This is a genomic window from Streptomyces sp. ISL-1, assembly GCF_018614585.1.
GTDB lineage: Bacteria > Actinomycetota > Actinomycetes > Streptomycetales > Streptomycetaceae > Streptomyces > Streptomyces maoxianensis.
Map to the genome: position 1 here is coordinate 28,295 of NZ_JAGGOI010000030.1, position 18,485 is coordinate 46,779.

Annotated in this window: 13 protein-coding genes; 6 read left to right on the forward strand and 7 right to left on the reverse strand. The window is 67.3% G+C overall.

Annotated elements, in window-relative coordinates; all coding sequences use genetic code 11:
• Positions 1-73 precede the first annotated feature (73 nt).
• On the reverse strand, positions 74-793 hold the full coding sequence (locus J7E87_RS21320; RefSeq protein WP_215096083.1) for a hypothetical protein: 720 nt from the start codon (positions 791-793) through the stop codon (positions 74-76).
• Positions 790-2,124 carry a type VII secretion protein EccE gene (gene eccE, locus J7E87_RS21325; protein WP_215096084.1) on the reverse strand — a complete coding sequence of 445 codons (1,335 nt, stop codon included), beginning with the start codon at positions 2,122-2,124 and terminating at the stop codon, positions 790-792. Before eccE ends, J7E87_RS21320 begins: the two co-directional genes overlap by 4 nt.
• Before the next feature lie 181 nt (positions 2,125-2,305).
• On the opposite strand from eccE, the gene eccB reads away from it, so the two are divergent.
• From eccB to J7E87_RS21355, 6 genes are all read left to right on the forward strand, one after another.
• Positions 2,306-3,832 (forward strand): type VII secretion protein EccB, encoded by a 1,527-nt coding sequence (gene eccB, locus J7E87_RS21330; RefSeq protein WP_215096085.1) that lies wholly within the window; start codon positions 2,306-2,308, stop codon positions 3,830-3,832.
• 13 nt (positions 3,833-3,845) lie between these two features.
• Entirely contained in the window at positions 3,846-5,096 is a 1,251-nt protein-coding gene (mycP, locus tag J7E87_RS21335; RefSeq protein WP_215096086.1) for a type VII secretion-associated serine protease mycosin, read from the forward strand.
• Positions 5,097-5,304: 208 nt separating this feature from the next.
• Positions 5,305-5,829: a hypothetical protein gene (locus J7E87_RS21340; RefSeq protein ID WP_215096087.1), complete on the forward strand. Its 525-nt coding sequence runs from the start codon at positions 5,305-5,307 to the stop codon at positions 5,827-5,829.
• A 1,768-nt stretch (positions 5,830-7,597) separates the two neighbouring features.
• Entirely contained in the window at positions 7,598-8,857 is a 1,260-nt protein-coding gene (locus J7E87_RS21345; protein ID WP_215096088.1) for a S8 family serine peptidase, read from the forward strand.
• A 122-nt stretch (positions 8,858-8,979) separates the two neighbouring features.
• Positions 8,980-9,333 carry a WXG100 family type VII secretion target gene (locus J7E87_RS21350; protein WP_215096089.1) on the forward strand — a complete coding sequence of 118 codons (354 nt, stop codon included), beginning with the start codon at positions 8,980-8,982 and terminating at the stop codon, positions 9,331-9,333.
• A 67-nt stretch (positions 9,334-9,400) separates the two neighbouring features.
• Positions 9,401-9,703, forward strand: coding sequence for a WXG100 family type VII secretion target (locus J7E87_RS21355; protein WP_215096090.1), 303 nt, complete (start codon positions 9,401-9,403; stop codon positions 9,701-9,703).
• A gap of 154 nt (positions 9,704-9,857) precedes the next feature.
• Here the strand turns inward: J7E87_RS21355 and J7E87_RS21360 are convergent, their stop codons facing one another.
• From J7E87_RS21360 to eccCa, 5 genes are all read right to left on the reverse strand, one after another.
• Positions 9,858-10,466, reverse strand: coding sequence for a hypothetical protein (locus tag J7E87_RS21360; protein WP_215096091.1), 609 nt, complete (start codon positions 10,464-10,466; stop codon positions 9,858-9,860).
• Positions 10,463-12,751, reverse strand: coding sequence for a hypothetical protein (locus tag J7E87_RS21365; protein ID WP_215096092.1), 2,289 nt, complete (start codon positions 12,749-12,751; stop codon positions 10,463-10,465). The genes J7E87_RS21360 and J7E87_RS21365 overlap by 4 nt, the downstream gene beginning before the upstream one ends.
• Before the next feature lie 2 nt (positions 12,752-12,753).
• On the reverse strand, positions 12,754-13,251 hold the full coding sequence (locus tag J7E87_RS21370; protein WP_215096093.1) for a hypothetical protein: 498 nt from the start codon (positions 13,249-13,251) through the stop codon (positions 12,754-12,756).
• Positions 13,252-13,313: 62 nt separating this feature from the next.
• Entirely contained in the window at positions 13,314-13,898 is a 585-nt protein-coding gene (locus J7E87_RS21375; protein ID WP_215096094.1) for a hypothetical protein, read from the reverse strand.
• 565 nt (positions 13,899-14,463) lie between these two features.
• The gene (gene eccCa / locus J7E87_RS21380) at positions 14,464-18,426 is read right to left on the reverse strand and encodes a type VII secretion protein EccCa (protein ID WP_215096095.1); all 3,963 of its coding nucleotides are present in this window, start codon (positions 18,424-18,426) and stop codon (positions 14,464-14,466) included.
• Positions 18,427-18,485 lie beyond the last annotated feature (59 nt).

The following is an 18,485-nucleotide window of genomic DNA, read 5'->3' on the forward strand; positions in this document are numbered from 1 at the left end:
TCGCGTAGTTGGACGCAACTCAGCGTCACTACGAGCATCCTAGGGCAGCTCTTTCCCGACCAACGGCGGAAACTCAGTCCATCCGCCGAGCCACGCCCAGCAAGCCGGACTCGGCGTCTGTGGCACTCGTCATCACCCAGTGGCGCTCACGTCCCGCGCACCAGAGGGTGACGCCGTCCGCGAGAGTCGGCAGTGCTTCGATCTCGGCCTGCGACAGCGCCAGGATCCGGCCTGTCTGCTCCGCCTCCTGCGGTGAGAGCCGCTGGATGCCCACCAGCGTGGAGTCCCGCATCAACCGGGGCGCCACCGGGCTCAGATACGGAAGCAGTGTCAGCACCGACTGCCACGGCGAGGACACCACGCGCCCGCGCGGCGGCCGCATGCCGCAGTCCCGTACCACCACTACCGGACTGCCCACCGTCGCTCCCATCGGCGGCACCCGTCCCACGTCGTGGAGTGTGATGCATTCCAGGCCCGCGCCCGCGGCCTGTGCCAGCAGGGTCCACGCCTGGGCGCGTCCGGTTTCGACTGCGACCCGCGCGCCCGTGCCCGCCGCGCGCAGCGCCAGCACCTGAGCCGTCCACAGGCCGCCGATCAGGAGTACGTCGTACGGCGACGAACGGTGGAACCCCACCATCTGGGGGCGCCCCTCCGCGTCGTCACCGATCACCACACCGTCGTCCCCGACGGGCAGCGAAAGCGCGCCCAGATGGTCCGCGGTCATGGTGTGCCCCGCGTGGCGGGGGCCGAGCAGCCCCCGAAGCCCACGCGCCGTTCCGGTTCCGGCAGTCATCGCGCACCTCCCAGAGGGAGAGTCGCCAGCACACCGGGCAACTGTTCGCGGTCCAGTCGCACAAGTCCTACCTTCGCCGAACGCGCGGCATGCTCCAACGCCCGTCGCACCCCGACCAGTTCGGTGTCGGAGCCGCCGGTGACCCGTACATGGCCGCCCACGGTCATCGACCCTTGGTGTGAGCCGCGCCGCAGGGTGAGACTGAAAGTGGTCGCGTACGCCGGCGCAGAGGTGAGCAGCGACACCAGCTTGGGCAGGGGAGCCGCCCCACGTCCCAGTTCGGGCCAGCGGCCCACCGCGTATGTGGTGTGCCAGCGGTCGTCGCACCGCCAGACTCGCGCCGTCTCGGCGGTTCGCCGCTGAGGCGCGGCATCCGGCCGGCTCGCGCGGGCCGACAGCCTCGGACTGGCACAGGCAGAAGTCGCCACTGTGGTGTTCAGATCCTCCTGGTCCAGTACCACGGCCCGGAATCCGGCCCCGGTGATACGGCTCGCCACATGGTCCGCCACACGCACCAGGCAGCGTTGGGCACCTTCGATTCCGCCTCCACGCGCCTCCACGGCCTCCCGGCACAGTTCCGGGTCCAACTTCACCGCCACCCAGGTCATCCTCAGCGCGGGCGCCCCGGTCCGCTCCTGCAGCGGGGCGTACGAGAGCCGCGCGACCGACTGCTGGGGCAGGTGTGGTGCGGGCGCCGAACGGACCTGCTGAACCAGCTGCACCGACTCCAGCACGATGTCGTCCACCTCGAGGGCACCACCCAGGAGGGACAGCGGGAGCGCCCGTGCACCGAACGCGGGGCGCAGCGCATCACCGCTCGCTTCGACCCTTACCACCGCGGTCAGAAACGTTCCGTCGCCGAGCATGCCGACAGTGCGCCGATCGCGGTCGACGTAGGTGAAGGGACGGAATCCCGGCACGCTCTCCGCGACGGGTGCCAACGAGGCGTCGACTTCCCCCGCGGTCAGCCCGGCGCCTCGCTTGCGTGCGCGCAGCGCGAGGGCAGTCGACAGCCAGTCCTGTACGGCGTGGCCGCGGCGGCGTATCACGGCGAGCAGGACCAGGGAGCAGGCGATGGTGGCGGTGGGTACCATCCACAGCCCGCCGAGCGCGACCCCGACCGCGGTCAGCGCCAGTGCCACCTCGACGAGTACCAACTGCCGCAGTTGGAAGGGGCCGACGCGGCTGGTGCGCGACAGGGGACGCAAAGTCGTCGTCGCAGGAGCGCGCTGTGGCGTCGAGGCCCCCCGTCCGTTGCTGCGTTGCCGTTGGGAAGTGTCAGGGGCTCGATCGGTAGTCCGCCCATTTCGCGCGCGCGTCGCCGTACCCATCGCCGCGTTGCCCCCTCGTGTCCGTAATTCCCAAATTCCTATGGGCGTTGACCGGGCGATCACCCTACCTGAGCAGTGAGACGGAAGCGCCAGCAGGCATAGTAGGGGGCTGGCACGACAACAGGCCTGCTCGGTGAGTATGGGAGCCTGGTCGCCCAGCGGGGAGAGGGACAGCGGACAGATGGCATCACGACGGGACGAACTCAACGCCTACACCTTCGCGAAGCGAAGGCTGATTGCGCAGTTCGTGCAGCCGAATTCGACCGGTTCGGAGGAAGGTGCACCGCGCCCGCTGCGTGCGGTGTTGCCCGGCGCGATCGTCGGAGTGGTGATCCTCGCGGCCTTCGGGGCATGGGGGATGTTCAAACCGGTGGCACCCCAGAAATGGGACGCAGCGGGCGAGAACGTCATCATCGCCAGCAAGTCCACTACTCGCTATGTGGTGTTGAAGACCAAGGGCAAGGCCCAGCTCCATCCCGTCCTGAACATGGCGTCCGCCAAGCTCCTCCTTGACTCGGACAAGGGCAAGGTCATCAACGTCTCCGAGTCCGTACTCGACAACGGCAAGATTCCGCACGGCGCCACCCTCGGGATTCCCTACGCCCCCGACCGGTTGCCCGACTCCAAGGAGGCCGGGGCGGCCAAACGCTGGGCGGTCTGTGAGCGCCCCGGCGAGGGCGGCAGAGCCATCCAGAAGGCGGCTTTCGTCCTCTCCGAACGCGAGCAGAAGAAGACCGAGGGCGCCAACCGCCTGGCCGGCGGTGAGCTGTTGTACGTCGAGGGGCCCGACCAGGTCCGTTACGTCGTCGACGCCGAGGGCAAGGCGTATGCGGTCCAGAAGGACGAACTGCTCCTGCGCCAGCTGGTCGGACAGGGTCGCGTGCCGCAAAGGGTGTCGGCCGCCTGGCTGGACACGCTGCACAAGGGCGACCCCATCGACTTCCCGAAGATAACCGGCACCCCTGGCCTCGACGCCAACGTCTCCGGTGACCTGGCGCCCGAGCTGAACAAAGTGGGCATGGTCCTGATGGCGACCGACGGCACCAGGAACCAGCAGTACATCGTCCTGCCGGGCCGTGTCGCCCCCGTCTCGGACTTCACCGCGAAGCTGCTGCTGAACAGCAAGGACCTGATCAAGCTCGGCCAGGCCGGCCGGGCGAAGTCCGTCAGCGCCGCCACATTCCAGCCGGGTGCGGCGTTCGGGCAGGACAACGACTGGCCGGAGCAGGCACCAACGCCCGTCAACACGGCGAGCATCGGTGAAGGCAGTCGTAACACCGTCTGCAACGTGCTGCGCACGGTGGACGCGGAAAGCGGCGCCACCACCCTCGGCACCTGGGCGGGCACCGACTTCCCGGCGACGCTGCCGACCGGTTCGAGCAGCGCCTACGTCACCCCCGGATCCGGCTTGCTGTTCCGGCAGTTCAAGGGCTCCACGACCGACGCCGGCTTCCTCTTCCTCGTCACCGACACGGGTCTGCGCTATGCCATGCAGTCCAACGGGGACACCGCGACCGGCGACTCCGGCATCGGCTCCTCCGGTTCGGCGAAGGAGGAGCAGGAGCGGCAACAAGAGGCGCAGCAGGCCCAGAACCGCCTCGGTTACAAGGGAGTTGATCCCGTGCCGGTTCCCGCCGCGTGGTCCTCGTTCCTGCCGACGGGACCGCGCCTGTCGACCGGGGCCGCTCGTCTGCCGCAGGGTTCGTGAGGGCGAAGCAGAGATGACTCATACGTACCGACGACTCATCACCGCTGCGGCAGCCACCGCGATCACTTTCATCGGCCTGCCGGCGGCCCCTGCGGCGGCGGACTCGGGCACTCAGTGCACGTTCCCCGGGAAGACGTACGAGGGGCGACCGTGGGCGCTGCAGCGAGTCCTGCTGGACGAGCTGTGGAAGCAGTCCACCGGCAAGGGGGTGCGGGTCGCGGTCATCGACACCGGCGTCGACATCAAGAACCCGCAGCTGACACGAGCGGTGGACGTCAAGAGCGGCCGGAACCTGATGGACAAGAACATCAAGGACGACAACGGCGACAAGATCGCGCGCGGCAAGGAGAACGGCACCACGGACGTGGTGGGCCACGGCACCAAGGTCGCCGGCATCATCGCAGCCCGCCCCGCGAAGGGCACCGGCTTCGTAGGTCTCGCTCCGGATGCCACGATCATTCCCCTCCAGCAGAACGACGCCGAGGGCCACGGCACCGCCGAGACCCTGGCCGGGGCCATCCGCGAAGCGATCCGGGCGCGCGCCGATGTCATCAACATCTCCCAGGACACGGCCAACGCCGTGGAGCCCACACCTGTACTGAAGCGGGCGGTGGACGACGCGCTGGCCAAGGAGATCGTTATCGTCGCCTCAGCGGGCAACGACGGCCTGGGCGGCAACGTCAAGAAGACCTACCCGGCTTCGTACGACGGTGTTCTGGCCGTGGCTTCGTCCGACCGCAACAACGAACGCGCCTCCTTTTCCCAGTCGGGCGACTTCGTCGGCATCGCGGCCCCTGGTGTGGACATGGTTTCCACAGTCCCTGGGGGCGGCCACTGCGCCGACAACGGCACCAGCTTCTCGGCGCCGTACGTCGCCGGCATTGCTGCGCTCATCAAGAGCAAGCACGCCAAGGACAAGTGGACAGGGAAGCAGATCGTCGCCCAGATCCAGCAGACGGCGGAACGCTCGACCGCCGGCCATGACCGTCTGGTGGGCTGGGGAGTCGTCGACCCTGTACGCGCATTGACCGAGGACGACAAGCCGATCGACCAACCGGTCGCCCATGAGGGTGTGACCAGAGCAGAGGCGCCCACTCCGGCCGAACTCCATCTGGGCGAGACGCCGGAGGAGCGCAACGCACGCCTCGCGACCTATGTCGTCGTGGGCGGCGGTGTGCTGGTGGCGTCCATCACCGGTGGTGCGGTGGCTCTGCGCGACGCCCGACGGCGCACGAGGCGGGTCGCGGGGGAATCTCGTGGCTGAGTGGCCGAACGCCGCAAACCAGACATGCCGGAAGGGTTGCAACCGCACAGCGCCTGGCGGTCGTCTCACCAGGGAAGTCGCGTGACGGATAAGACACTTGGGCCTGTCAGAGCCAGTGGCTAGACTGGGTACTTGCGAGATCAGTGATGTGCGAGTCACCACGATCGCAACGCGTGACAGCAGCAGCAAACGGGGAGGAACGAGCATCGTGCTCGATGGTGGCGGGGGCGGCGGCGGGGGCGGCTCGACCGGTGGCGGTGACCTCGAGCGCGGCGTTGGTGCCCTGAAGAAGTTCCAGGGGAAGATCAACGAGCTGCTGGCGGAGCTCGAAGGCGGGGGAGCCGGCAAGGCGAAGGTGGCAGCCCAGGCGGTTACACGGGCCTCGTTCAGCGGTGCCAACACTGAATTCGGCGAGGCGGAGGGCTTCTACCTGCAGTACAACCGGGTCCACAAGGCGCTTGTCTCGCTCTCCAAGTCGCTGGGCGATCAGATCGAGATGTTGAGCATCGCCGTGCATGGCGCGGACGTTGGCTTCAACAACCTGGAGGAGGAGCAGCGACGGCGGTTCCATTCGATCCAGACTCGTGTCTACCAGGAGCAGCAGGAGCAGGAGAAGCAGCAGGCTCGGTGGGAAGCGCAGCAGAAGCAGGGCAAGGAGCCCGGAGAGAAGAGCGGCGAGCCCGAGCGGGCGCGTGACGACAAGAAGACCATCGATCCGAAGGGGCTGAGGTGATCGCTGATGGGTGAGAATGAGAAGAACCTCACTCCTGAGAAGCAGCAGGCGCAGGACACAGCGCAGATCCAGAATGGGTTTGGCGCTACCGACGCGCTCGAGCACTTCGCGATCGTGATGGACCGCATCGGCTTCGGCGGCGGCTCCGGTCCAGGCGGATACTTCGGCACGACGGACTTCGAAAAGAAGCAGCTCAACGAGATGCTCGACCTCATCGAGGACTCTAACCCGGAGGACCTGGAGACGGCGGGCGAGGCTCTCTTGACGGCGAAGGACGCCCTCAACAGGGCTGCGAAGGACCTTGCCGACCACGTCACCAGCTCGGAGTCGGACTGGAAGGGCGAGGCCGCCACCGAGTTCAGCAGGTTCGGAAAGGCGCTCGCCGCGCACGCCGCGGACCTGGCCACATTCGCCAACGCCGCCGGCACGCAGATGAAGGTCGCAAGCACGGGCCTCGCCTCGGTGAGAAACTCCATGCCGCGGGAGCGCGACACTCGGCTGTTCGGAAAGAAACCCGAAGCGTTTGCGCTGGCCCCGGCCAAGGAGACCAACCCGGAGTACATCGAGGCCGTGAAGGTGGAGGAGAACCGCCAGGAGGCCATCAACCAGATGAACCGCCTGGCCTCGTTCTACGCGGTTTCCGAGTCGTCTCTGGCGGGGCAGGAAGCGCCGAAGTTTCCGGGGATGCTGAATGCGGATGTGCCCCGGCCAAGGTCTCAGATTGTCGGGGAGGGGGACTCGGGCGCAACTGCCACGGGTGCCGAGTCATCCACGGTACCCGCAGAGCGGTCACTCTTGGCCAAAGCGGACTCCAGCGGCACGGATGGCGCCTCCAAGGTGGATTCCGTTGGAACAGTCGCGCCCGTTCCGGACCGGAACACGTCGATGGAGATCGACAGCGTCGCGACGCCGCCGGCTCCCACCACAAGCCCTGGCGCTGCGCCGCCCCCTTCTGCCACCGGTCCGGTAGGCCCTGCGAATGGTCAGGTTCCTCCGATGGCGAGCGGGTTCGCGAACCCCGTTCGAGGTGGTGTGCCGCGGGCAACGGGTAAGTCGAGCGCACCCAGGGCCGGTGGCACGGGCCAGAGCGCAGTCGGACGGCCTGGCGCCGCTGGAAGCGGTCCCGCGGCAGCGGGGCGTGCTGGAGCAGTTGGTCGGCCGGGCCCGATGGGTACAGGTCCCGCGGCGGGACGTGCCAACGCTGGCGGAGCCGCAGGCCGGACTCCCGTGGCCGGTAGACCGGGTGCGGCAGGTCAGCCCATGGCCGGACGTACAGGCACAGGCGGGACTGCTGGTCCTCGCGCGGGTCGTGCGGGTCGTGCGGACGGCATCGTGGGCGGTACGCCGCAGCGTGCCGCGACGGGCTCCGCCGGATCTCGCATCCCACGGGGAACGGTCATCGGCGGTGAGGGAGCGGCACCCGGACGTGCCGCTGCGAGGCCCAGCCAGTCCGGAGTCGTCGGGGCAAATCCTGCGAACAGCGCCCCCCGATCCACTGGACGGGGCACCCCGAGCTCGAACGGAGTCGTTGGCACACCGCGTAACGGCGCGCCCGGCTCACGGCCAGGCGCTGGAGGCTTCACCGCAGGCGGTGCAGGCTTTGTCGGCGGCCGCCCAGGCCAACGTCAGTCCGGTGATGAGGAGCAGGAGCGCACCGGATCAGCACGTCCGGACTACCTGACGGACGACGAAGAGACATGGACGGCACGCCGGCGTGGCGCCGTGCCGCCGGTGATCGACTAAGCACAGGGAAGGTTCGGAAGTCAGGATGACGGCAGGAATGGGCCAGGCCCGAAAGCACAGTGAGTCTCGTACTTTGCGGCGAGGCCTGCTCTGCACACTGGCTGCGGTTGGCATGTGGACCGTGGCCATCGCAGGCGTGGCTCCGGCCGCCGTTGCCGCGGATGTGCAGTCGAAGCAGTGGTACCTGAAGGCGATGGGTGCCGAGGACATCTGGAAGTCCGCCACCGGGAAAGGCATCAAGGTCGCCGTCATCGACACCGGTGTCAACCCGTCCACGCCTTCGCTGAAGGGACAAGTCCTGAAGGGACTTGATCTCTCGGAGACTAAAGGCGAAGCGACAGACGACTACAGCGGCCATGGGACGACCATGGCCGAGTTGATCGCCGGCACCGGCAAGGGCGGTGGCCTCCAGGGTCTCGCACCCGGCGCAAAGATCATCCCAATGCGGATCTCGGACACCGGGCGTCAGAACGAGCAGTCGGTGAATGCGCATGACGCAGAGGATGCCATCCGGGCTGCGGTAGACAGCGAAGCGCAGATCATCAACATGTCGTTCGCTAGCGACTACCTGAGCCCCGAGGAGATTGAGGCGGTGAAGTATGCGGAGAGGAAGGGGAAATTGTTCTTCGCAGGCGTTGGAAACAGTGCGAAGAAGGGCAACAAGCCGCAGTACCCGGCCAGCTACCCAGAAGTTGTCGGCGTCGCCGCAATCGACAGCGATGGCCGCGTTGCCGACTACTCGCAGCACGGTGACTTCGTGGACATCGCCGCTCCCGGTAACGACATCCCGCGCTGGTGCAACACGAAATTTGAGAGCTACTGCGATGGCGATGGCGGAACCAGTTCGGCTACCGCCATCACCTCCGCTTCCGCCGCCCTGATCTGGTCCGCCCACCCGGACTGGACCGCGAACCAGGTCCTCCGCGTCATGTTCGAAAGCGCAGCTCAGGCGGAGGGCTCGAAGAAGGGCACCGTCAGCAACTACCTCGGCCACGGCGTTGTCCGCCCCGGCGCCCACATCAACCGCGGCCTCGGCAAGCCCGGCGACCCGAACCTCAGCCCCCTGACCAACAAGAAGACTTCAGGATCGACTGCCTCACCCGCCCCCTCTGCACCAGCTTCATCACAAGGCCCCAAGGGCAAGTCGGGTGACGACGCAGTCGTGGCAGGCTCCAGCAAGAGCACTGATGACGGCGGTCAGTTGGGGCTCATCATCGGGATCGGCGCAGCCGTGGTGATCGCAGTCGGCGCCTTCGCTGTGATCCGCAAGCGTCGCAGTACCTGACCGAACGGCGGTGCCACAAAGGCCCGTTCAGACCTTCACCTCACGTTGTGCTTCATCTCGCTATTACCTAGTGAGGCACAACGTAGCCAGTCACAAAAGTAGTTCAGAAGGGAAACGTAACCGTGTCACAGGGCCAGCGGCTTTCAGACCAGCAAGTCATCCAGCTCGAGAAGCAGCTCTTCGAGAAGTTCAACTCGATCAAGGGCCAGCTCCAGCAGATTCAGGGCACGATCGACAGTCTTGAGGGCCAGTGGAAGGGTATCGGCGCCGGGGCCTTCAACAAGAAGCAGCAGGAGATCAACACCTCGATGGTGGGTCTCGGCAACATCCTTGCGAAGTTCCTCGAGGCGATGAGCAGCTCGAGGAAGATCAAGGACGGCACGGAGGACGACGTCCGCGCTGCCGTGCAGGCCATCAACGTCGACCTCGGTGTCGGCACCAACGCTGCTCCGAAGTCCGGCATCAGCGGCCTCTAAACCGCGGGGCGCACTCGATCTCGGCGCGCGAAAGCCGAGTGACCACGACACGTGAGATGAGGGAATCATGGGTATGAACTCGGGAGACGAGCTCGTCGTCAAGTACGACGGCCTCGACCTGGCGGCGACCACGCTCGGCAACCAGGCCAAGAAGCTCGAAGAGGACCTGCGGGAGATCAAGACCGCTATGGCCACCGTTGCTGCCGGCTGGGAGGGCGAGGCGCACAACGCCTACGTCCAGGAGCAGGTGAAGTGGGACAGGGAGGCTGCGGACATCCACCGCGCCCTCATGCAGATCGGCCAGGTCGTCGCGAACGCGGGCGGCGACTACATGGGCGGCGACAAGAAGGCTGCCAGCTACTTCGCCTGAGGTGCTTCCGGCCGAAGCCGGCGCATCGGGACCCTGACCGGGGGTGGGCACGCGCAGGGGGTGCCCACCCGATCGTCCGTTCCGATGCGAGAGACCCCGGGAGCCGCACAGGCGGTTTCCGGGGTCTCTCCTGTTTGCTCGGGTGCAAAGGACGTTATGCGGCCGCCTTGCAGTCCACCGAGTCCGCCACGGATTTCGCGTAGGCGAGCAGCAGCTTCTTGGCCGCGTCGGCGTCCGAGAACTTCTTGTCGTAGATGAGGACCCTGATGAAGAGGTCCCGCTCGGGATGCTTCTTTTCAGCCACCGGGCAGGAGACGAGACGGACGCCGCCCCGGTTGCTCCAGACGTACGTTCCGTCCTCGCTGGTGTGCTCATCGAGGTCGACGAACGGGTTGCTGTGGGCCACCTTTGTCAAGGAGTCGCCCTTCTTCCACTCCGAGAAGGCGCTGAGTGCAAGGGTGTCGTCGACGACTACCTCGCAGTGCGTGCGTCCTACCTCTCGCGACTGCGCACGCGTCTCCAGGGTCTTGCCGCTCTTGGGCAGTACGGCGTCGAGCGAGGCGGTCGGCACCGGTGTGCCGCAGAGGTCCGGCGGCGGAGTGAAGGACCGCTTCTCCTCCGGTTCCGAGCAGGCTGTGAGCAGTAGTGCGAGCTGTGCGGCCACCACGAGCGCTGAGAGCCGACGCGCCGTCGGCCGTCTCGGAGCCGGGTCCGGCTGTGCCGCCACTTGTCCGGGGGCTGTAGACATGCTGGCAGTGGTCATGCGGGGGGAACCTCCGTGGTCAGGTGGTCTGCCATGTGCCTGACGTTTGTGGCGGCGTCCGAGAAACCGTCGTCGCGCCCCTTCGTAGCCCAGTCAGCGACCTGGTCCTGGTAGTTGTGCCCATGGGCCTTGGCTGCCTCAATGGCCGCGATCTGGCTCTGCGCCCCGCTCTGCTCTTTGCCCTTTTCCCACAGACCGGCCGACTCCTTGCTGGCTTCGGTCAGCACATCGGTCTCGGACTGCTGGAAGATGTGCTCGAGAACCATGCTGCTGACGGTACTCGTAACGCCGCTGGCGACCGCACCGCCTACAGGTGTGGCGATGAAGCTCACACCGACGCCGATTCCGGTGCTGAGACCTCCGGACCACGCATTCTTCTGCTGGGCGACCGAGTCGGAGAACTCCTTCGCCTCCTCGGCGGCCGGGCCCAGCACGGCTTCCTGCATACCGATGGTGAGCGATCCGCTCACCTCCCCGGAACGGCGGGCGATCGCCTCGATCGTGTTCTCGGGCGACTGCGGATACCGCTGGTCCGCGGGTAGATCCGGATTGAGGTGGTAGTCCATGAGGTCGGCCATGTAGGCCTTCTGGCCGACTTCCACGGCCGCGTAGCCATCGGGACTCTGTCCCACGGTGACCAGGAAGGCCGAGACGTCCTTGTGGTCGAGGTCGGCTTGGGCGCCTGCGAGGGGGAATAGCTTCTCGGTGTTCCCGAGAGAGTCGTCCGAAATTGCACGGTTGATATCCGGCAGGTACTCCGAGGCGATCTGCCCCATGCTGTCGGACATGTGGGCGTAGTCCGTGAGCCGCTTGGGGTCCTCCTCGACAGACGCGACGATGTCCGCCATCAGCTTGGCCTGCGCATCCGAGTGCGGCGGGAGGTCCGCCGTCGGCATCTCGCCCGCGGGGTGTCCGGTCGTCGCGGCTTCCAGCGCCATCGCCAGGTTGTTGCGCCCCGCGATGCTCTCCTCGCGGTCCTTGTCGTAGTCATGCGGCCAGTCACGCTCTTCGAAGAAGTACTCGAAGTTGCTGAGAGATCGCTTGTCGTCCTTGCCTTCCACCTTGAAGTCGTGGTCCTCGTCCTTCGTGACGAACGTGTCGCCGAAGAACTCGGTGGCCGCGTCGGGGCTGTTGGCGAGAGCCTTGAAGTAACCGGTCATCGGGTCCCAGCCGGAGTCGGTTCCCGTGTGGTTCAGCTGCGGATCCATGCCCATGGGCTGCCAGGCGACATGGGCGCCGTTGTGGGTGAGCTTCTTCTCCGCTGCGACGAGCTTGTTGCCGTACTCGTTCAGGAACTTGTCGTCGTAGTCGCCCCACCGCATCAGGTTGCTCATGACCTGGCCGCCGAAAGGCATGCCGCCGTTCTTCTCCAGTGGCCTGTCGGCGAAGGAGACGACGTCCCGCTTCCATGTCTCCATGGCGGCTGTGTCACTCTGGCTGGCGGTCGCCAGTGTCAGGCTCAGACTCTTCTGGAGGTCGTCCATCTGGTCCCGGCGCTCGTGCATCAGCTCCGGGTTGACCATGGGCTTGTTGAGATCGGCCCAGAAGTCCAGGGTGCCCTTGCCACCGAGGTTCGTGGCGAACCGCTCGGCGAAGAGGTCGTCGTTGGCGTACTTCTTGAGGCCGGCGTTCAGCTGGTCGAATTCCTTGACCGTGAGGTCCTCGGGATTCTTCTTCGCGATCCTGGCCAGGTCGTCGGCCTCCTTGAGCGCGTCAGCGGCCGCGTCCCGGTTCGCGTAGTTGGCGTCGGAGAAGCCGAGCTTGCTCTGGTCGACGAGCGCCTTGAGGACCTTGGTCGCGGAGCTGTCGCTCTGGGTCGCCCCGTCCAGGAGCTTCTGCACCTCGTCCCGCAGGGCCGTCACGTCCGACTCGGTGTGGTCGGGGACGCTCGTTCCTTTGGCGGCGCGGTCGGGATGGATGTTCATGGTGACCGTGAAGCCGCCGCTGGCCGTGGACACGACAGTCAGGTTCTTCTTGAGCCCACGATCGATCGCGTCCTTGAGCTTGGTCTGGTAGTCCTTCAGCTCGCTGCAGGTGTCCCTCAGGATGTTGCGGATCGACGTGGCCTGGGTGTGCGCATCGGCGAACTCACCGGCCGTTCTGCCGATGAACTGCTTGGAAATTTTCTCGTTCTCGCCTGTCCAGTTCGCCTTGTTCGCCTGTTCGCGGAGCCCATCGTCGGCGTCCTCCTTCAGGCTTGCCAGCTTGCCGATCAGGGTCGTCCAGTCGGTGACGGCTTCGTCGAGAAGGCCGAACTTCGCGAAACGAAGGGTTTCAAGATCCATGACTAGTCCTTGTCCTTCTTCTTCTCGCCGTAGATCGGGTTCTTCTCGCCCGGCTGTCCGACGCGTTCGTCGAATCCGCTGTCCAGCGCGGCGATGCTGCTCAGCTGCCCGGTGATGTAGTGCTCGTCGTCCTTGTGGATCTTCTTGGTCACCCGCATGTGGTTCGAGATGTGGGAGCAGGCGTCCCGGAGGGAGCCGAGCTGTTCGTCCCATCGCTTGGCTACGTGGGCGAGCCCTGCGCCGAGTTCGAAGCCCTGGGTCTTGAGGTCCTCAGCGGACTTGGAGCTGCTGGGGCCGGCCACACGCGCCTCGTCGTACAAACGGTTGAACAATTTGAACGCGTTGGTGCCGATCTTCGCGAGATCGGTTTCGGAAGCCGTGAGGTCGCCGTGAGTGCCACTGCCTCCACCGCCCTCGTCGGGTACCCGGTTCAGCTGCATCTGCTCCGACTGACGCCCGGCTGCCTGCGTCTTGAGCTGTTCCCACTCGTCCCACGCCATCTGCCACACCTTTCCGGTTCTTCACGTGGCACTTCAAGAGGAAGTGTTTGCGGTTCCTGTGCTCACTTTGTGCAGGGGCCCTCTGAGGCGTCGGCGCGCAGGTCGAAGTAGATCGGCGTCATGCCCTCCGGAACCGGCTGCTCGGGCGACGGCTCGGCCGTCACCTTCAGGCAGGTGGTGCCGTCCGGACTGCTCACCTCGTAGTGCTCCACGTTGCCCTTCGGCTCCAGCTCGCCCGAACGCCACACCAGACTGGCTGTCGGGTCGTCCTTCTCCGGTCCGTCGAGCTGTGGGTTTATGCGCTCGTTCCACGAGCCGTCGTCCGGGTCGAACACCGGGGACATCATCGAGCCGTCCATCCACTCAGCCACGGCGACGGTCCGCTCCAGCACTTCCGCCTGACCGGCCCCGTCGGGCCGGTCCCGGTCGTTGAGCTGGAAGTTGGTCCAGGAACCGTAGAACGCCAGGCCGGCCGCCGCGAAACAGAACAGCCGCTGGACGAGGAACCCGGCGTCGGAGGGCTCGGCAGCGGCAGGGTCGGCGTGCCGCCGTGCCTGGAACCGCCACCAGATCGCCCGGTGATCGGCGAGGCCGAGCGCGATGAACGCCACGCCGAAGGTCACCATGAACACTGCAAATCCTGTCATGTTCCTGATTCCTCTCTCGGGGCGGCCCCACCGCGGCTCGACGGCCGACGGCCTCCGGCCGCCAGTGCGGGCACGCGCCGGGCCTTCGTGGACGCCCAGCCTCTGCGCGGCGGGCCGTGAGGCGTCGCGTGCTTCTTGTGTGCGTCACGGGGCCAGAGCAGCTCCCCTTGTCTGCAACGCCGCGCGTGCGTCGGCTTCGGCGGTGCGACCTGGGCCGGGGAGCGCCCCTCTCGGTGACAGGCGCTCCACGACCCTGACGGACGACGTGTCATGGCTTCGTGAGCCGTGGCAGCCGATCGGGGAAGTCCACTGCTTCGAGGAACACGCCGCCGGCAGCGGCGCAGTTGGTCGCCGTGACGAGAACGCGTCTCCTTGCTGTCGCTCGCACGGCGCCGCTACGCCCTTCCTGCCGCGGTGCCCGGAAGGGCTCCCGGACCACACGGCGCCCCTTCGGCCGCCAGGACCCGGTTCGTCCGGCGACGGTTGTCGTGCCGCGTCGCTCCGCCACATTCCGGCGGCACGGGAGAGCCGAGGGCGCCGGGTACTGCACGCCGGGTGCGCGCGGTCACTGAGGATCCCCCAGCCACCCTGTCTGCACCAGCGGCTTCCCCCGCTGGCGTGACACGAAAATGCCACGCCCCTCAGGCATCGGCCGCATGCGGACGCCGAGCACCTCCCCCTCTTGCGGGTCGCCGGAGAGCAGGAGGCCCTGTGCGCCGAGTTCCATCATCCGTTGCAGGAACGGCTCGTACGCCGCGCGGCTCGCTCCCGCCGAGTTGCGCGCGATAATGAAGCGGACACCGACGTCACGCGCGAAGGGCAGCTGCTCCGTGAGCTTGGCCAGCGGGTTGCCGCTCGACGTGGACACGAGGTCGTAGTCGTCGACGACCACGAAGACGTCCGGGCCCTGCCACCAGCTCCGGTCGCGGAGCTGCTGTGCCGTGACGTCGGCGGACGGCGCACGGCGCTGCATCAGGTCCGCCAGCGCGTCGACGTGATGGTCCATGTTGTTGGACATCGGCACGTACTCGGCCAAGTGAGTGGCGGGGGTGACGTCGAGCAGGGCGCGCCGGTTGTCGATCACGAAGAACTTGGCGGCGTTGCCGTCGTACCGTTCCGTCAACTGCTTGATGAGCAGGCGCAGCAGGTTCGACTTGCCGGACTCGCTCTCACCGAACACCAGGAAGAACGGGTCACGGCCGAAGTCGGCGAACACGGGCTCCAGGTTGTTCTCGTCGATCGCGAACGACACTCCGCGCCGGGGTTCGGCGAACCCTGCGGGAAGCTGGTGCCCGGGGAGCTCGCGCGGGAGCAGACGCACCTTCGGGGCGGAGGGGCCAGGCCAGTGGCGGCTGACCTCCTGCACCATCGCGGTGGTCGCCTCGGAGAGGTCGCTGTCGGACTGGATGCCGTCGATGCGCGGCACCGACGCCATGAAGTGCAGCTTCTCGGGCACCAGACCGCGACCGGGGACTCCCGCCGGCACGTTGATCGCGAGCTTGCGGTCCACCTCCGAGTCCATGGTGTCGCCCAGACGGAGTTCCAGGCGGTTCATCAGGTGGTCCTTGATGTTGGAGCGCACATCCATCGACCGGGATGCCGTGAGAATCACGTGGATGCCGTAGCCGAGCCCGCGCGCCGCCATGTCGACGACCGCGGATTCCAGCCCCTCGTAGTCCGTGCGGAAGTTGCCCCAGCCGTCGATGACCAGGAAGACGTCGCCCCACGGCTGGTCCGACACGGAGATCTCACCGCGGCTGCGGAGCCTGCGGTACGTGGCGATCGAGTCGATTCCGGCGCTGCGGAAGTACTCCTCGCGCCGGGAGAGGATGCCGTAGACCTCGGCCACGGTGCGGCGGACGCGCTCGGGGTCCAGGCGCGAGGCTACCCCGCCGACGTGCGGCAGGCCCGTTATGGACGACATGCCGCCACCACCGAAGTCCAGCCCGTAAAACTGCACTTCTCGCGGCGTGTGCGTCAGCGCGAAGGCCGAGATGAGGGTCCTCAGCAGCGTCGACTTGCCGGACTGCGGGCCGCCGACGATCTGCATGTGGCCGGCCGCCCCGGAGAAGTCCCGGTAGAGCACATCACGGCGCTGCTCGAAGGGCTTGTCGACGACGCCCAGCGGGACGACGAGCTTGCCCGCGCCCTCGAATCCCGGCTGCGTCAGTCCGCGTCCCTCCACTTCGGCGAGACCCGGCAGGATCTCGTCCAGCGGCGGCGGGTTGTCCAGCGGCGGCAGCCACACCTGGTGGGCCTCGGCGCCGCGGCCTTCCAGCCGGCGCACGATGACGTCGAGGACGGAGTCGGCCAGAGCGTCGTCCTCCTGCGTCCGCGCGTCGGGGATGCGCGGCTGCGCGGTCGGTTCGACGTAGCGGACGGGGACCGGGGCCGCGGTGAACGGGACGGGCCGCCGGTCGACGGGCAGCGGGCCTCCGGGCACGGCGGCGTGCTGGTTCGTGCGGTACACGCCCGAGACGTACGCCGCCTTGAAGCGGACCATCTCGTCGGTGCCGTACTTCAGGAAGCCCGAACCGGGGACGTTCGGCAGGGTGTACGCGTCGGGCACACCGATCGCGGCGCGGGACTCGGCCGCGGAGAAGGTACGCAGACCGACGCGGTACGACAGATACGTCTCCAGACCGCGCAGCCTCCCCTCCTCCAACCGCTGTGAGGCCAGCAGCAGATGGACGCCGAGCGACCGTCCGATACGGCCGATCTGGACGAACATCTCGATGAAGTCCGGCATGGCGGTGAGGAGTTCGCTGAACTCGTCGATGACGATGACGAGCGAGGGGACCGGCTGGAGCGGGGCTCCCGCGGCACGCGCCTTCTCGTAGTCGTGGATGTTGGCGTAGTTGCCCGCGTCGCGCAGCATCTCCTGGCGGCGGTTGAGCTCACCGCGGATGGAGTCGCCCATGCGGTCCACCAGTGTCAGGTCGTCCGCGAGGTTGGTGATCACCGCGGCGACGTGCGGCATTTGCGACATACCGGCGAAGGTCGCGCCACCCTTGAAGTCCGCGAGGACGAAGTTGAGCGTTTCCGACGAGTGGGTGACCGCGAGGCCCAGCACCAGCGTCCGCAGCAGCTCGGACTTTCCGGAACCGGTCGCGCCTACGCACAGGCCGTGCGGACCCATGCCCTCCTGCGCAGCCTCCTTGAGGTCCAGCATCACGGGGGCGCCGTCCTCGCCCACGCCGATCGGGACGCGCAGCCGTTCCGACTGGGACCGGGGCCGCCAGGTGCGCGCGACGTCCACGGACGCCGCGTCACCGAGATTCAGCAGATCCGTGAAGTCGAGGTTGGCCAGCAGCGGTTCGTCGTCGTCACCGCCGGTGGCCACCTGCAGCGGCGCGAGCTGGCGGGCGAGCGCCTCGGCGGCCTCGATGCTGAGCCGGTCGGGCGTCCCGTCATACACCAGGCCGTGTCCCGACTCCAGTTGAAGCGAGTCGGGGTGCACGACCACGGACAGACCGCCGCGGGCCCCGGTGACCTCGCCAGGTACGACCTCGATGACCGTCACGCCCTGCAGCCCTTCCGCTGCCGCGAGCGCCGACATGGGGGGTACCGACTGGCCATCCAGTACGACGATGATGTGCGGTTGATCCAGCAGAGGCTGGCCGCCGCCGAAGCGGGGCCGGCCATCGAAGCGCCCGGCGAGCATGTCGTCCAGGTCGCGTGCGTCGGTGGTGATGAGGCGGCGGCTGCCCGCGCCGTCGCTGCTGCCCGGGGCCTGGACGTGCGGAAGCCACTTCGCCCACTCCCAATGCGATGCCGTCTCGCGCCCGGTGGCGATGGCGACGACCAGGTCTTCGGGGGAGTGCAGGGAGGCGAGCGAGCCGACCATCGCGCGGGCCGTGGCGCGGACGGACTCGGCGTCGCCGCTGACCGTCAGGTGATAGAAGGCGCGCAGCGAGACGGCCATGGGCAGGCCGTCCAGCGTGCCGTGCGCCGTCAGGAACTGCTGCATCGCCCCCGCGGTGAGCGGCTCCAGCTCGTCAACGGGCGCCGTCTCGGGGGCGATGAGGGGGGTCGCGAGCTGTTGGCTGCCCAGGCCGATGCGCACCTGTCCGAAGTCGTCGTCGCCGACGCGGCGCTCCCAGACCCGGCTGCCCTCGGCGACCAACGCCCACAACTGCTCCGGGGACGGGTGGAGATAGAACTGCGCGTCGCGCTGCAGGTGCGCGGTCCTCAGGACCGACCGCCTGGTCTGAGTCAGGTACTTCAGGTAGTCGCGCCGCATGTCGGCGAGCTGTCCCTGGGTGCCGCGCCGGTAGCGGACCAGCATCGCGATGGCCATGCCGACTGTCGACGCGATCATCACCATGCCCATGATCCGCATGATCGGATTCGGGGTCATGAAGAAGAAGACGACAGAGCCACCCATACCCAGCATCGGCAGCAACTGCATCAGCGCCCCCTCCTGCTGCCCTCTCGGCAGCTCGGGCGGGGGTTGCAACTGCACCTGCTCGCTGGGCACTTCGGAGGGCAGTGCCCGAGGTGGGCGCTTGACGACGATCTGGCTCACAGCTCACCAATTCCCTTGCCGGATGGAAATGTTCCTATCGGCGCCCCCGTGGCGACGGG